Source organism: Acetobacter fallax (assembly GCF_011516735.1).
Taxonomy (GTDB): Bacteria; Pseudomonadota; Alphaproteobacteria; order Acetobacterales; family Acetobacteraceae; genus Acetobacter; species Acetobacter fallax.
In genome coordinates this window covers 79,493-94,311 of sequence record NZ_WOSX01000002.1, presented here as the reverse complement: position 1 = coordinate 94,311, position 14,819 = coordinate 79,493, and the positions used below count along the sequence as shown (strand labels likewise).

At 60.7% G+C, this 14,819-nt stretch carries 13 protein-coding genes; 2 read left to right on the top strand and 11 right to left on the bottom strand.

Annotation, left to right across the window (positions count from 1 at the left end):
• Nucleotides 1-6: 6 nt before the first annotated feature.
• Both GOB85_RS02475 and GOB85_RS02470 read right to left on the bottom strand, forming a co-directional pair.
• A complete protein-coding gene (locus tag GOB85_RS02475) occupies nt 7-564 on the bottom strand; it encodes a biliverdin-producing heme oxygenase (RefSeq protein WP_173576024.1) in 558 nt (185 codons plus the stop codon).
• A 171-nt stretch (nt 565-735) separates the two neighbouring features.
• Nucleotides 736-1,425: an extensin-like domain-containing protein gene (locus GOB85_RS02470; protein WP_173576025.1), complete on the bottom strand. Its 690-nt coding sequence runs from the start codon at nt 1,423-1,425 to the stop codon at nt 736-738.
• A gap of 166 nt (nt 1,426-1,591) precedes the next feature.
• On the opposite strand from GOB85_RS02470, the gene GOB85_RS02465 reads away from it, so the two are divergent.
• Nucleotides 1,592-2,719: a glycosyltransferase gene (locus tag GOB85_RS02465; protein WP_173576026.1), complete on the top strand. Its 1,128-nt coding sequence runs from the start codon at nt 1,592-1,594 to the stop codon at nt 2,717-2,719.
• Here GOB85_RS02465 and GOB85_RS02460 read toward each other — a convergent pair.
• The 4 genes from GOB85_RS02460 to GOB85_RS02445 all read right to left on the bottom strand — a co-directional run bounded on the left by GOB85_RS02460 (nt 2,712) and on the right by GOB85_RS02445 (nt 5,759).
• Complete coding sequence (locus tag GOB85_RS02460; RefSeq protein ID WP_173576027.1) at nt 2,712-3,296, bottom strand: class I SAM-dependent methyltransferase; 585 nt, start codon at nt 3,294-3,296, stop codon at nt 2,712-2,714. The two genes, GOB85_RS02465 and GOB85_RS02460, sit on opposite strands and share 8 nt — an antisense overlap.
• Nucleotides 3,293-4,021: a PIG-L deacetylase family protein gene (locus GOB85_RS02455; protein ID WP_173576028.1), complete on the bottom strand. Its 729-nt coding sequence runs from the start codon at nt 4,019-4,021 to the stop codon at nt 3,293-3,295. Before GOB85_RS02455 ends, GOB85_RS02460 begins: the two co-directional genes overlap by 4 nt.
• Complete coding sequence (locus tag GOB85_RS02450) at nt 4,018-5,136, bottom strand: acyl-CoA dehydrogenase family protein (protein ID WP_173576029.1); 1,119 nt, start codon at nt 5,134-5,136, stop codon at nt 4,018-4,020. Before GOB85_RS02450 ends, GOB85_RS02455 begins: the two co-directional genes overlap by 4 nt.
• Nucleotides 5,137-5,288: 152 nt before the next feature.
• The gene (locus GOB85_RS02445; RefSeq protein ID WP_173576030.1) at nt 5,289-5,759 is read right to left on the bottom strand and encodes a YbaK/EbsC family protein; all 471 of its coding nucleotides are present in this window, start codon (nt 5,757-5,759) and stop codon (nt 5,289-5,291) included.
• A gap of 940 nt (nt 5,760-6,699) precedes the next feature.
• On the opposite strand from GOB85_RS02445, the gene GOB85_RS02440 reads away from it, so the two are divergent.
• Nucleotides 6,700-7,083, top strand: a complete 384-nt coding sequence (locus tag GOB85_RS02440) for a DUF1488 family protein (protein ID WP_173578983.1) — start codon at nt 6,700-6,702, stop codon at nt 7,081-7,083.
• A gap of 811 nt (nt 7,084-7,894) precedes the next feature.
• Here GOB85_RS02440 and GOB85_RS02435 read toward each other — a convergent pair.
• The 5 genes from GOB85_RS02435 to GOB85_RS02415 form a co-directional block, all read right to left on the bottom strand.
• A complete protein-coding gene (locus tag GOB85_RS02435) occupies nt 7,895-9,382 on the bottom strand; it encodes an NCS1 family nucleobase:cation symporter-1 (RefSeq protein WP_173576032.1) in 1,488 nt (495 codons plus the stop codon).
• Complete coding sequence (locus tag GOB85_RS02430) at nt 9,382-10,335, bottom strand: isopenicillin N synthase family dioxygenase (protein ID WP_173576033.1); 954 nt, start codon at nt 10,333-10,335, stop codon at nt 9,382-9,384. The genes GOB85_RS02435 and GOB85_RS02430 overlap by 1 nt, the downstream gene beginning before the upstream one ends.
• The gene (locus GOB85_RS02425) at nt 10,332-11,294 is read right to left on the bottom strand and encodes an isopenicillin N synthase family dioxygenase (protein ID WP_173576034.1); all 963 of its coding nucleotides are present in this window, start codon (nt 11,292-11,294) and stop codon (nt 10,332-10,334) included. Before GOB85_RS02425 ends, GOB85_RS02430 begins: the two co-directional genes overlap by 4 nt.
• A 114-nt stretch (nt 11,295-11,408) precedes the next feature.
• Nucleotides 11,409-13,892 carry a TonB-dependent receptor gene (locus GOB85_RS02420; protein WP_173576035.1) on the bottom strand — a complete coding sequence of 828 codons (2,484 nt, stop codon included), beginning with the start codon at nt 13,890-13,892 and terminating at the stop codon, nt 11,409-11,411.
• Between the two features lie 147 nt (nt 13,893-14,039).
• The gene (locus GOB85_RS02415; protein ID WP_173576036.1) at nt 14,040-14,777 is read right to left on the bottom strand and encodes an aspartate/glutamate racemase family protein; all 738 of its coding nucleotides are present in this window, start codon (nt 14,775-14,777) and stop codon (nt 14,040-14,042) included.
• Nucleotides 14,778-14,819: the final 42 nt, after the last annotated feature.

The following is a 14,819-nucleotide window of genomic DNA, read 5'->3' as shown; positions in this document are numbered from 1 at the left end:
GGCGCTTTATAAACGAAGTTCGATTGCTGTCCTCATAGCGAGAATGGCGGCATCGAAGGTCTGAGCTGCAGCATTGGCTGTTATGACGACAGTGTCATCAGGTATCTGTTCGAGACAATGAAGAAACGATTGCCATTCGTAACCGGCACCTGCCTGGGTGGTGAGATGGCGTGCTCCGCAGCTGTTGTCAAAACCCAGGGCGGCGGCCTGGCGTACCAGCACGCGGGCTCCGAGCGCTGATCCTTCCAGCACGTAGAGCAGTCCCATGGTTCGGGCCGGGGTATCGGGGGTCAGGACGATATCCGGGGCTGGCGGGGTGAGGGAGAGATCGTGGAGATCCTGCATCAGGAGCGTGGAAAGGCGCCGCGGTTGCCATGAGCCCAGGATATCCGGCCATGCTGCTGTGTTCAGATGCTGTTCGGCGCAGAGGCGGAAGGCGGCGATGCCGGCCAGATATGTTCGGTATGTGCTTGCGCTTTGCAGCGGGCCGACCAGTGTATCGAGGATGGCGTGGCGCGGCTGTGTGGCGGCTCTGAGCCGATGTCGGATTGTGTCAGCGGGCATTGGTGATTCCCCTGAAAACAGGTCTGTAAAAAATATTTTATAGCGCGGTGTTCTGTTCGCTCTGATGCCTGTGTGTGTGGTGTGTCGTGATGTTTCGGGGGCGGAGAGCTTTTCCTGTCCGGCGTCGTAAGCCGATGGTCTGAGGCTTGCAACAGGCAGGCCTGCGATCGGTCAGCGGCAGAGACCGAAGCCGGTGGCCTGAAGGTGCAGGTGGCTGGCATGCAGGCTGTTGTAATCCGGGGACAGAACGATTCCGAAGACGGTGCAGGCCTGATCGCGGATGCTGTGCAGGAAGGCGGCGCGCCGGTCGCTGGCGTGCCAGGCGCTGACGGGGATTTCCCGGCCATCGGCAAGGACGAAGCCGGAGACGTCGATGGCGTCGGCGGTGGCATGGCTGCTTTGCGCGCCGGGGTGTTCGCGGATGTCCCGGCAGGCGAAGCTGCCGGCGTGACGGATACGGCGAAGGTCGGTGCCGAATGTGGTGCGGGCGGCGGGGACGGCGATGTCGGTTTCAAAGAGCGACCAGCTGACGGCCAGACGGCAGGAGGCGAGGAAACTGTCCGGCAGGGCCGGGGCCGGGCCGCTGCTGACGGTGACGGCGTCGGGGAGCGGGCAGGCGGGCGTTCCTGCCGCGGAGTGTTGCCGGATGTGGAGCGGGCTGGTTGCGAGTGCGGCGCGGCAGAGGGCTGGCGATGAGGCGAGCAGACGGAGTTTGAGGGGGCGCATGATGTTCGGCGGTGCGCGCAGGTCGAGGGGTTCTGTCGGATCGTAAGCGGGGGGCAGCCAGATGTGGTGAAAGGCGACTGCGGTGCAGAGAGCGGAGAGAAAGGTGAGGAGGATCATGTTCTGCCAGGAGGGCATCGGGGGCTGATCCTGAAGTCGTGGTGTGGTGGGAAACGTTCGGGGTGGCGGGTGGTCGCCGGGAAGTTCGGGGTCTGACCGAAGCTGGCGGAGGCGCGTTAAGGCTTACGCAACTTGCGGAGGGCTGGCGTGTTGAAGACATTCCTCGCCGTGGGTGTTTCATTTCATGTCCAGCCGGTTTTATCGCCCGTTACGTGTTGTTGCCATTCCTGTTCGTGATGAGGAAGACCGGATTGGTCTCTGTTTGCAGGGGCTTGCGGGGCAGGTGGGACCGGGTTTCGATCATGTGGTTCTGCTGCTGAACAACTGCACGGATGGAACGCGGGAGCGGGCTGCAGGGCTGGCATCGGGGTTGCCGTTCGGGCTGACGATTGTGGAGCGGGAGTATCCGGCGGCGCTTGCGCATGCGGGGACGGCGCGTCGGGAGGCGATGGCGATTGCGGCGGAGATTGTCGGGCCGGACGGGGTTCTTTTCACGACTGATGCGGATGGTGTGGTGGCGCCGGACTGGCTGGCGCGCACGCTTGATGCGTTTGCGGGCGGGGCTGAGGCTGTTTGTGGCCGGGCTGTGATTGATCCGGTTGAGGGGCTGGCGATACCGGCCTGTCTTCATGAGGATGATGTTGCGGAGGTTGCTTACGGGACGATTCTGGATCGGATTCATGATCTGGCTGATCCTGATCCGGTCGATCCCTGGCCGAGGCATACGGAACATTCCGGGGCCAGTATTGCCGTGACGGTTGAGGCGTGGTCGCGGGCCGGGGGGATTCCGGGGGTGCCGCTGGGTGAGGATCGTGGATTTATCGCGGCGTTACGGAGGGTGGATGTGGCGGTGCGTCATGCGCCGGGTGTGGTTGTGACGGTGTCAGGGCGTACGGAGGGGAGGGCGCGGGGCGGCATGGCGGACACAATGGCGCGCCGGATGCTGCGTCAGGACGAGATGCTGGATGAGGCGCTGGAGCCGGCGATGCTGTGTCTGCGCCGCGCCAGGGGCCGGGCCTGGCTGAGGTCGCTTTGGGGAATGCCGGCGCCGGAGGTGGGCGATGTGCGCGGGCTGGCAGCATTACTGGAGTTGCCGGTCGCCATGGTGAAAGCGCAGATGGAAGCGGAATATTCTGGTCGGGCCTGGGAGGTTCTGGAGGCAGCGAGTCCTGCGTTGCGGCGGGAAGCGGTGAAGCGGTGTGATCTGGACTGGCATCATGCGGCGGCCGATTTGATTGTGCGTGACCTGCTCAGGCGGGATATGATGCCGGTTGATACGCTGTGTGTGGCTGACGATGTTTCGGTCAGGTGAGACGGTCGATGCGGTAGCTGTCGGCCCGGTCTGTGAAATATGAAATCGTAGTGTTTTTCAGGCAGGTTTCGATGAACAGCTCCGCTGCCTGGTTTCCGGTGCAGGGGGTATCGGTTTTGCCGGTCCAGTTGACCAGGATGAGCGGGGCATCGGTTCTTCTGACGGCGAGGCATTGCCGCGCGAGGCGGGCGATGTCGGTGGGGGAAAGAAAATAAAGTAGTTCTGAAATCAGGATCAGATCACAGGAGTTTTCCGCGAGAAGTGGAAATTCTTCGGGGAGCTGGCCACGATGGAATATGACGTTTGGGAGGGAGGCGCAGCGAAGTCGGGCATTTGCGAGGGCGGTTTCGGCGATATCGACGGCGAGCAGGTGATGGCAGCGCGGGGCGAGGGAGGCTGTCAGGACGCCGATGGAGCAGCCGAGTTCAAGGGCGAAATCGAACGGGCCGGGGCCGGCATGGGCGAGGGTAGCGATATATTTGCTGTTTTCATAAGGGCTGGTTTCAAAACTCCAGGGATCGGGATTCTGTTTGTAAAGCTGCTCGAAGACGGAGCGGGACCAGCTGCCGTCGGTCATGGGTGCAGAAACACTTCGAAGGGGGCATCGAAGACCGAAAGGAGAGTATCGGGGAGGTGAAACCCGGACGGGTCGTCGGTGATCAGGTTTCCGTACTGGCTTTCATACAGGCGGATGGCGTTGGCTTTGGCTGTCTGCCGGGGCGTGATGTCGAGACGGAAGCCGTCGGGTGCATCGCAGCCGAGATCCTGGTCAGGGGGGATGAGCCAGCCCCAGACCGGGTAGGCGAGGAGCGGGATGTTCATCCTGTTGCTGATTGAGGACGCCATCTTCCAGGTGGCTTCATGATCGCAATGCGGATCGTGGCGCCAGGGGGCGAAGAGGGTGCGGCAGTTTGTTGCACGGGCGAGTTTTGCGAGGTGGTGGACGGCGTGATCGAAATCCGGTCCGTCATGCGGGGCGGTGGTGTCGGGGAGGCGGAGGAAGATGAGATGATCGTCGGGGAGGCCGAGGCTGGCCGTGGCGTTGCGGGATTCCTGTTCGCGCTGAATGCGCAGGCGATGGGGAGGGTAGCTCTGCGAATTTGGATGTGAGCCGGTTCCGTCAGTCATGATCACGACTACGGGGGGCTGTCCGGCGGCGCAGCTTGCGGCGATGAGGCCGCCGCAGCCGAGGCTTTCGTCGTCGGCGTGCGGGGCGAGGATCAGGGCGGCGCCGGGGGAGAGATCAGAGAGCGGGGCGAAGGGCAGTGTGCGGAAGGCGGCCTGGATATCGCCGGCTTTCATGGTTTCGGGGTCACATGGAGATCTGGCTGGGGGAGGTCGCGCTGTGTGAACCAGCCTGCGGCTTCAGCAAGGGTTTCGTCCGGAGCGGGTTGACGAAGATAGGTGCTGAGATCACGCATGATCCGCTCCACGACATTGGTTTTGACGAAAGCGGAGAGGCCGAGGCTGCGCTGGACGCGTTCGATGACATCCAGACCGGCGCGTTCGACGGCAATGCGGGCGAGGTTGATTGTGGCGGCGACGTCGCCTGGTGGCAGGGTTTTGTCGTCGGCGACGAGGGCGGCTTTTCGGGTCCAGAGTGCTGCGGTTTCCTGTGCGATCAGCGCTTCGCCGATGCGGGTTCTCTGGTACGGATTTGCGTCGCGGGCGCGGCTGACGAGCTGGTCACGCAGCAGGGTGACGAGGCGGTCGATGCCGCCGAGGGCCACGGCCATGCCGCGCCAGGCGCCGGCAGAGAATTCCGGCTGGCGGAGATAGTCGCCGGGATGTCCGGTCAGGGCATCGGAGGCCACCCGGATGCCGGTGAAATCGCAGCTTCCGGTGCCGGCGCCGCGCATGCCGCAGAGACCGCCGACGGCAGGGCTGGCTTTGCGATTTGCGTCGAGCGGGACGAGGAGCATACGGGTTTCGCCGTCTGGCGTTTCGGCTGTGATGAGGGCACGGGTGACGTGTAGCGCACCGGAGGCGAACATTTTTTCGCCGTGGAGCAGAAATGTTGCTCCGTCTGGCGTGATGTGGACGGGGTTTGTGGTTTCGGTGACCCAGATGCCGAACAGGGCGCCGCCGAGGATGTCTGTGGAGGCTTTTTGTAGCTGGGCGGAGGTTCCGTAACGGGCGATGAGGCGAACGGCGTTGATGTGGCCTTCGAGAAGCCGGCCGAGTGAGAGATTGCCTTCGCCTGTGAGTCTCAGGAGGTGGAGAAGACCGGGGCCACCGCCGGGATCGGTGCCGAAGCCGCATCCGCCGAGGGTTTTTGGGAGAGGGGCGCAGAGGGCGCCGAGATCGCGCAGGCAGGCGAGGCCGGCGGTGGGGAAGCTGCTGTCACGGTCGTTTTCTGCGGCTTCGGCCTCCAGGTCCGGCAGGCTGTTTTTCAGGCTCTCGAAGGGGAAAGTCATCTTCCTGCCGGGCCTTTCGGGTTTGAAGCGGCGCTGGGGTGTGATGCGGGACGGGCTGTCTCCTGCTGATGAAAAGCCGGAAAAGGCAAGAGGGTTTCGTGGGGGATGAAAAAAATGGGGTTGTGTTCCGGCCTGATCTGACCGGGGCTGGTTTATTCTGTGTCTGTTCTGGCGATGTCGATCCATTCGGCCCGGGTGAGTTCGGCGAGGCGGGCGGGTGAGAGTTTTACGGCGCTGTTGACGGAGCCGGCGGCGGGATAGACTTCGTCGTAAGCCTTCAGGGAGGTGTCGCAGCAGATGCGGATCGGACCGGGCAGGCCGAAGGGACAGACGCCGCCGACGGGGTGGCTGGTGAGTTCGAGGACTTCTTCGGGCGGCAGCATGCGGGGTCGGGCGCCGAAGGTGTCTCTGGTTTTGCGGTTATCAAGGCGGGCGGTGCCGGCCATGACGACGAGGACGCGGTCTTCACCGACTTTCAGGGCGAGAGTTTTGGCGATCTGGCCTTCTGTAACGCCGAGGATCTGTGCGGCCTCGGCGACGGTGGCGGTGCTGTCGTCACGGATGACGGGAGTGATGTCGGGGGCGTGAATTTTGAAGAATTCGGTGACGGAGTCGAGGGACATAGAGTTCTCCTGCGGGGGAGGGTTTCAGGGTGCCGGGAGAGGGGGAATGAGTGCCCGGAGTGGCTGAGATTTTGACGTATGGGGGCGCAGGCGGAGCATTGTGTCAATGTGGGATGGGTCGTTTCATGCGCAGAGTTCAGTGATGACGGCTCTATAAGAGGCTGTTTCAAAAGCTTCTCTGCTGAGCGGGAGCGTCCTTGTGCGCCATGAGCATCGGAGCGCAGAAAACGCGCGGCGGATCGCCGGCAGGAGAGCTTTTGAAATAGCCTCTGACAGGACTGGTGCGGTGATTTTTGTACGAGGGCTGGCTGTTCCGGGGGTGTGTCACGTCATGAGAAGCCTGCCTGATGCCGCTGGAAAGGCGGTATGTCTTTTGTCGGGCGTTATTATGTCGTGCTGGTTGGGAGCGGGCCGGACTATTTTTCTGCGAATCATGGTGCTGTAAAGTCGGAGTGCAGGCTTTAAGAGATTATATTTTGCAACGATATAAAAATAGACGTAGCGTGCGTCGGGTGATATAAGCCGGTTCGGCAGACAACATGTCAGAGTTTTTATAAAAATATTTGTTTCTGCTTTATGACTCCGGACATCCTGGTTTTAGCCATGAGTCTCTGTATTATACTGCGCCCTGGCGCGGAGGGGAGTTCAATATGCCTAAAGGTCAAAAACGCGGAAATCGCGAAATCAAGAAACCTAAAGCGGCAAAAAAGCCTGGCATTGAGGCACAGAATGCTCTGTTGCAATTGCAGGGGAAAGCATCGCAACCGAAAGCTGTTCGAAAATAAGGCTGCTTTAGCTAGTCTGTTTTCATCGGTCTGCGGCTTTTATCGTAATCACCTGGATCGTTGCGGCGATATCCTGACTCGCTGATTGTGATGCGGCGTCAGGACTGGGGTGGTTTTCTGTGCACAGGGCTTCTGCCTGATAAGGATTTTCATATATGAAATCAGGGATGTTGATGTCGGGTCAGTCTGATACCGGGTATATTCCGTTTGAAATTCTCGTTGGTACGCGTCGCGTCAGTTGCGGGGTTTCGAATGAAGCTCTGGAGGCAGCGGCCGGACTTGGCGCGCTTTCGGGTTCAGTGGCGCGGCATCAGTCTTTTCATCGTTTTCGGACGTTGATCCATGCCGCTGCGGTTCTGAAGCTGACGCGATCCGGAAAAAAGGCTGAAGGATTGCTTCTGCTCGGGAGTGATGATCTGCGCCTTGTTCCGCTCGAAAAAGGCATCCCGGTTTTCGGTCGTGTTCCCCGGCATGCTGCGGTGCTTCCTGTTCCTCCTTCTGCGCAGGCTGTTCCTCTTTCGGTGTTGCCAGTCCTGTAATTTTGTTGTGGTGCAGGGAAGTCTGCTGGTGGTGTGCTGTTTTTTTCCGTGATGACCATCAAAGGTCACGGATAGCCTTATTATAAACAGACCGGGGTACGGGGGGCTGTGATGCAGACTGGTCCGAATACTTTCATCGGCAGGTCATTGTCATAGTCTCTGGTATAAAATGCAGATAAGAAATAGATAAATCTGTATAATGCACTGTGGGTACCTGCGTTTCTGCCTGCGGTATATTAATACCAGAGGGTCTGGCCTTTGACGCTGGAACCCGCCAAAGATCGCAGATCTTTTGAAACCATTTATGATCAGCAAATCGGGGTGCAGGGGCCTGCGGTCCCTGCCGGGTCCGGGCAGAGCCCGGATACTCTCATAGACAGGTCAGTCTTCACAACCTCTGGTATAACCTGCTTTAATGACTAGCCTGCGTTGATGCTGGCACACATGGCGGAGTTCCGGGGTTCTGCCCCGTGTCCTGCCAAAAGGTCACAGGCCTTTGAAATGACTCTGTGAGCGTTACGTGTTGATCTTTTGTTTTTTAAGAGCAGGCGGAAGTCCGGGTTCTGCCCGGACCCGGAAGGGAGCGCGGCCCCCTTCACCCCGATCTGTTAATAAAATGGTTTCCAAAGGTCTGCGACGTTTGGCGGGTTTCAGGGCAAAGCCCTGAGAAGATGCTGGCACGTAACGCTGACAGAGCCTTTGAAAGCTGGTTTGTCAGTCTGCAACTCCGGATGTGGGAAGCCGCGCTCCCTTTCGGGTGCGGGCACCGCCCAAGCTTTTGTCATGGTGTCAGTTTCTGTGTGGACTGGTCTTATCCGTGCATCGTTGTGAGGCTGGATTTCGTGGATGTGGCAGACGGTCGTTTCTGGTTCAGGAGTGGGTAGAGGAGAGCGGCGCAGAGGCTGCCGAAGAACCAGGAGAGGCCGGGCAAATCTGAGAGTCCCGGCAGGAAGATCGCGATATTGGCGAAGAGTGTGGAGAGGAAAAGGGTGAGGACGGCGGCTCGGTTAATGCCGTTTTTGTACCAGTAGCGGCCTTTGGGAGAGAGGGTGTAGAGGTCTGGTACGGAAATGGCTTTGCCGCTGATGAGGAAATAATCGGCGATGATGATTCCGTAGAACGGGCCGATGAGGCTGGCGAGGAAGTCCAGTGTGAGGTGCATGGCGGCGGGACTGTTGTAGAGGTTCCATGGGGTCATGAAGACCGAGAGGACTGCCGCGGCCATGCCGGCGGTGCGCCAGCCGATTTTCTCAGGGGCCAGATTGGAGAAATCGAAAGAGGCGGAGACGAAGTTTACGACGACGTTGATGCCGGCCGTGGCGATCATGAAGGCGAGGATGGCGATGACGATGACGGTTGTGTTGTCGGTCCGGGCTGCTGTCTCGACGGGGTCTGAGATGCGGATGCCGAAGGCGGGAACGGTCAGTGCGATTGTGGAGAAAGTGAGAGCGGTGAAGGCGAGAAAGTTGACGGGCAGGCCCCAGAGATTGCCCCGTCTGATGGCTTTTGTGCTTTTGGCGTAGCGGGCGAAATCGCCGAAATTGAGCATGGGAGCGGAGAAATAGGAGACGGTCAGCATCAGGGTCATGATGATGGCGGTGAAGGTGCCGTGCGATGAGGGGGTGGTGCTGGTGAAGATCATGCTGCTGGTGATGGCATGAAGGCCGGTCTGAAAGCCGACGCGCTGGAGAAGATAGAGATCAAGAGCGAGCATGACCACGTAGATGACCGGGCCGGCCCATTCGGTAAAATGTTTGATGGCGTCTATGCCGCGCCAGAACACGGCGGCCTGCACGAGCCAGAGGGCGAGAAAGGCACCCCAGCCGAGCGTGGAGAGGCTGGCGAGGCCGTGCTGCGTGACGTCGGCCCATGGTGCGAGGCCAGGTGTGGTTTTGATGATGAGCACGACGAGGGCGTTTGAGGCGAGCCAGGTCTGGATGCCGTACCACGCAATGGCGATGACGCCTCTGACGAAGGCGGGGATGAGGGCGCCTTTGACGCCGAAGGAGGCGCGGCAGACGACGGGAAACGGGGTTCCGGTTTGCTGGCTGGGGATGGCGACGAGGTTGCAGAGTGTCTGCACAAGGAAGATGCCAAGGAAGAGGCCGAGGACGACGGCCATGCCGGGCAGATCGCCGGCGAAGAGGTTGCCCAGTGTGACGTAGGTTCCGACGCTGTGGACGTCTGACATCCAGAACGAGAGATAATCGTACCACGTCCAGTTACGATCCTGCGTGGGCAGCAGGGCGCTGTTGGCGAGGCGCGGATCGGCTTCGGTGAACGGGATGGCGTCGGGCATCACGCGGACTTTCCTGCCATGTGGCGGTAATTGTTGCGGTTGAACCAGGTCATGTATTCGGCGGCCGTGAGGGGCGGATAGCCTTCGGGGCGTTCCGGTGTTTCGCATCCCGGAAGGCAGGTCATGCGATATTCTTTGTCGGGGTGGAAAAAAAACGGGATGGCGTGACGGTCTTTTTCGCTGGCATTGCTGGCGCGGTGGGGTGTGGCGATGAAGCGGTCATTGCTCCATCGGCGGAGCATGTCGCCGGTGTTGATGAGCAGGGTGTCCGGGAGGGAGGGGGCATCGGTCCAGCGTCCGTCGCGGAGCCGGAGTTGCAGGCCGGGGACGGGGTTTTGCGCGAGCAGGGTGATGAAGCTGGAATCCACGTGCGGCGCGATTCCGTATTCGTCGGGCTGGTACTGTGCTGGCGGATAATGGGTGAGGCGCAGGGTGGTCATGGGGTGTCTGAACGCGGGTTCGAATGTATCGGACGGGAGCCTGAGAGCGCGCGCATAGAGCGGGAGCAGGGCGTGGGAGAGGGTGAGGAATGCCTGATAAAGGGCGGATATGGCGGGGCGGAAATCGGGAAGTTCGGCGATATCCGGACAGGGGATGGTGCCGTCGGGGCGAATATCGCCGATGAAGAAGGCGGCGTTTCGGTCGGAACGGTTTTCTGCTGAGAGATCCGGGGACGTTGTAAAGGTGGCGCCGCCCTGTGCGAGGTAGCCTTCCATGGCATCGTTGATCGGCCAGTGGTTTTTAATGGCGGCGGGGAGGCTGTGGAAGGCTTCGGCGGCGGCGAACCCTGCGGCGATTTTTGATGCCGGGATGCCATGGCCACGGATGAAGACGAAGCCGGTCTCTTCGGAGGCTGCGCGAAGGAGGCTGGCGGTATCTTCGGCTGCGGCCGGGTCTCCGGCCAGCGCACGGGTGACGTCGAGGACGGGAATGATGCCGGGATCCGGGTTCATGGGGCAGCGCTCTGTTGTCTGGTGGCGAGCCATTTCCGGCGCCAGTGATCGCCGTAGGTGGTGGGCGGATAATGGGGGGTGTCACCGGGGGCGATGATGGCGTCCGGGTCGGGCTGGTGGAAGAACACGATGCTGTGGCGGCGTGAGCGGGCGCGGTCTGAGGCGGGCGCGGCGATGACACGATGGGGGGTGGAGACCCAGCGATCATTGGTCCAGACGGGCATGATGTCACCGATATTGATGGCGAACTGACCGGGTTGCGGGATGACATCGACCCAGTTGCCGGAACGGAGTTTTGCCTGGAGGCCGCCGGTGGCGTTATCGGCGGTGAGAATGGTGAGGGAGCCGTAATCGGTGTGGGCGCCGCCGCGTGTCGGTGCGGGGGAGGGACTGTCGCTTTCGGGGTAGCAGATCAGGCGGAGGGCGCTGATGTTGCGGCGGTGGGCGTTCAGGAAGATGTGTTCGGGGACGTTCAGGGTCTCGGCGAAGATGCGGAGCAGGGTGGTGGCGAGGGTGCTCATGTGACGCGTATAAGCCTGGATGGCGGGTTTCAGGCCGGCGGGCTGTTCGGGCCAGATGTCGGGGGCGAAGAAGCCGTTATCGGGGGTGATGCCGTCGGCGGGTTCGGGACCGAAATCCAGCATCTCTTTGAGATCGGGTGTGTGGGTGGTGTCGGGGCTGGTGCCTGCGGCGAGGGTTTCACCACGGAAAGGCGTGTAGCCACGCGCGATGTGGCCGCCCGGGCCGCGGCTTTTCAGTTTCTGTTCGGTGGGAAGGCGAAAGAACTGTCGCGCTTCGCTGAAGAGTGTGGCGGTGTCGGATTTGGGAACATCGTGGCCTGTGATCAGGAAGAAGCCGGTTTCGCGGCAGGCGCGGTCTGTCTCCGTGGCGATGGCGGCGGAGCGGGCGCTGTCGGTGCCGTATTGCCCGATATCGATGACGGGAATGGCATCTGGCATGGACGGGTTCCTTGCTGATCGGGCACTGTCTGATCAGGCGCTGTCTGGTCGGGCGATCTTCTGGCCGGGGAGTGTGGTCTCCGGCATGGAGGAGTCGGAAGTGGTGATGTGTTCTCAGAATCCGGTGCGGAATGTTACGATAGCGTAGAAATCGCTCAGTGTGTTGTAGGTGGGCGACGTGCCGGCAATTTCAGTGCCGTAGATGCCTTTTGTGGTGTGGGCGTTGAGTTTTACGCTGTTGATGGCGGAATAGGCTTTGGTGTTGGCGAGGTTGTTGATCCAGAGCATGATTTCCGGGGATTTCATAAAGGAGAGCTGACGTCCGAGCCAGGTGTTGCGGTTGAGACGGGCGCCGATGGTGAGGTTTTCGGTGACGAGTTTTGGCAGGGATTCATCGTTCATGAAGGTTGAATACTGACGTGAGAAATACGTCATGTCGAAATTCCAGAAGAACGTTCCGTTATCCCAGTCGATGCCGAGGGCGGTTGTCCATTTCGGTGCGTTGGTCGAGATTTTGCCTTTGGTCGGCAGGTAATCGTCGCCGACACGGATGTTGTTGTCGATGACGGAATGCAGATACTGCGCCGAAACGTAAGGGCGGAAGTGATAGAAGGGGCGGGTGCCGAGTTCAACGTCGAAGCCATTGCTGGTCTGGCCGCCACCGTTGATGTTTTCCGCGATCTGCTGGTTGCCGAGATAACCGTATGTGGAGATCTGGCGATTTGTGAAGTTGTAGTGGAAATAGGTGAGGGAGCCGACGAAGATGTCGTCGTTGTAGCGGACGCCGGCTTCTTCGGAGATTGAGTATTCTTCCTTGACCGAATTGCTGCCTTTTGAAGCGTAGGCGCCGGTGTTCGGGTTGAGGGTGGTCAGCAGGTAGCTGTCGGGCGGGGCTTTGGCGCCGGTGGCGACACCGGCGAAGACCTGCCAGTTTTTGTTGATCTGGTAGTGGCCGCCGAGCTGGGGCAGAAGTTGCAGTTCGTTGAGGCCGATTTTGTAGGGCAGGCCGGGGAGGCGCTGGGTGGCGTTCCTGTTGATCATGGTGACGCGCATGCCGCCATCGATCACGAGTTTGTCGTGGAACAGTTTGAGGGTATCGCCGGCGAACAGGGCGTGTGTTGTGGTGATGTCGCTGTAATTGGCGCTGTAGTAGTTCTGGCCGTTGGGCATTTTCAGGCTTTTGTCTGACGAGCCCCAGGGTGTTGTGGGGGAGCCGTCGCTGTTGACGCCGGTATAGCCGGTGAGGTCGGTTGAATTGTCGTAATCGAACCAGTAGCCGAGATAGGGGTGATTGGCGCCGAGATCGATGGTGGCTTTGGTGACGACGCCGCCGCGCATTTCGTTGAGGCTGGAATAGGATTCCGCGTTTCCGGAACTGGTCCCTGGAAGCTGGCCGGGAATGACCATGGCGGTGATCTGCTGGTTTCCGTAATAAACGGTATTCCCAAGGTCGGTTCCGGCTCCGTACACTTTATTGTTGTAAGCAGTGTAAGGCGTTATTTCGAGACGGACTTTTCCGAATCTGAATTTCGACGGGGCGAGGAGGTTATAGGTGCGCGAGTGGAGCCAGTTCTGTTTCCAGTAATCAGTGTTTTGTGTTTTGGGGTCGTAATAACGGGCGAGCTGATTGGACCATCCCAGCTTGTGCCAGTTGGCCATGGTTGTGCTCCAGTAGGGCTCGTTGCCGGCGAGGCCGCGCATGAAGCCACCGATGAGCGAGATGCGATTGTCGGGGTCCCACTCTTTCAGAACGTGAAAGTCGAGATGCTGGAAACTTTCCTCGCCGGGGCCGCGATAGAAGGAATCATGCTGGTTGGAGGCGGAGATGAAGGAGCGGATTCCCGAATGTCCCCATTCTCCGGTGTCGATGCGAACGAACTGGCGGGTGTAGTCACGCGAGCCGGCGCCGAAATCGACAAGTCCTCCGAACTTCTTTGACGGATCCCGTGTGGTGAGGGTGAAGCTGCCGCCTGATCCGTTGATGGCTGCTGTATCCAGGTTTGATGAGCCGGGCTGGGCGGAGACGGTGCCGATGTTTTCGCTGTCTACGATCCAGGCGAGATCGAGGTTGTAACCGCCGACGCTGGAGAGCGGCATGGCGTTGTAGGTATTGGCGATTTCGTCCTGGGTGAGGCCGCGCATGGAGAGGGCGGATTTTTCGTGGCCTGCCGGATCGGTGTTGGCGACGACGACGCCGGGCATCATTTTCGCGAAGTTATAGGCGTTCTGGGCCGGGGCCTGTTTGGCGATGTAATCCTGCGAGACGGTGCTTCGGGCTTTCGGGGCGTCCTGGAGGTGGATCAGGCCGCCGCCGGCGGCGTGGCGTGTGACGCCATCCGGTGTTGTTTCCGCGCGGACTTCGATGACTTCCGGGGTTGCGCTGACGGCGCGGCGGGGTTTTGCCGTGTGCGCGGGGGTGGTGCGGCCAGGTGCTGCTGCTGTTGCCGTGCCGGGATGGCGGACGGCGTGGCCGGTGCGGGCTGTGGCGGCACTGGCCGGAGCCGTGTGCAGGAGGAGGTGTTCTGCGGCGCCTGTGAGCATGACGCTGGTCAGGAGTGTCGCGCGGAGTGTCCTGTTTCGGGTTCTGAGACGACGCATCCGGGTGTTCCTCAAGGCGCTGGTGGGTGGCGCGGGTGGGGCGGACGGGACGTCGGGTTTTGTTGCGACGTCCGTATATTACGAAACAAGAATGAAACCGATGGGCGTATTGTGTCAACGAAAAATGTTAACAATCTTACGCGGGATTTATGTTGGGTGGCGAAGCAGGTTGGCCAGGGCGGCTGAAAGGCCGGTGGTGATCAGGGGCTGTTCTGATGTTTTTGTTGTCTGAAGCGGGATTCGGGCGATGTGGAGCAGGCTTTCTTCGAGGGAGCAGTGGACCGGGACGGGGAGGTGTCGGGCGAGTTCGCTGCTGAGTCCGGCGAGTCCTGCGCCGGCGATCAGGATGCGGTCGGCGTGCGTGTGTTCGATGAGGTGGCGGGCGGCGTGGGTGAGAGCCTGAAGAGTTGCGGCACGTTGTTGTCCCGCGTGTTCGCCGCTGACGGGAATGGTGCTGACTCCGGCGACCGAGGCGGAGAAGCCTTCGGTGACGACGAGTTCTTCGATCATGGGCTTCCAGGCGTCGCCGCCGGTGAGGATGCCGGTGCGTCCGCCTTTTGCGCGGCAGGCTTCGAGGGAGGCGCGTGCCATGCCGGTGACGGGGCAGTCTGCGATCTCCTGCAGGGCGGCGAGGCCCGGATCTCCGAAGCAGGCGATCAGGACGGTTGTGTCAGGAGCGATGAGGTTTCGGGCCTGGGCGAAGGCATCGAGTGAGGCATGCGCAGCGATCGTCAGGGAGGCGCGGCAGGCGATATACCGGGCGCCGAACGGTGCTGTTGTGCCGCTTACGACGATGTTTGCCGGCAGAAGGGCGCGGGCTCGGGTGAGGAGTGTTTGCGTGAGGGTTGGATCGGTGTTCGGGTTGAGAATAAGAAGGTGCCGCATAGGATCCGTTTTCTGCTCTCGTGATCACGGTTTTCGCTGCTC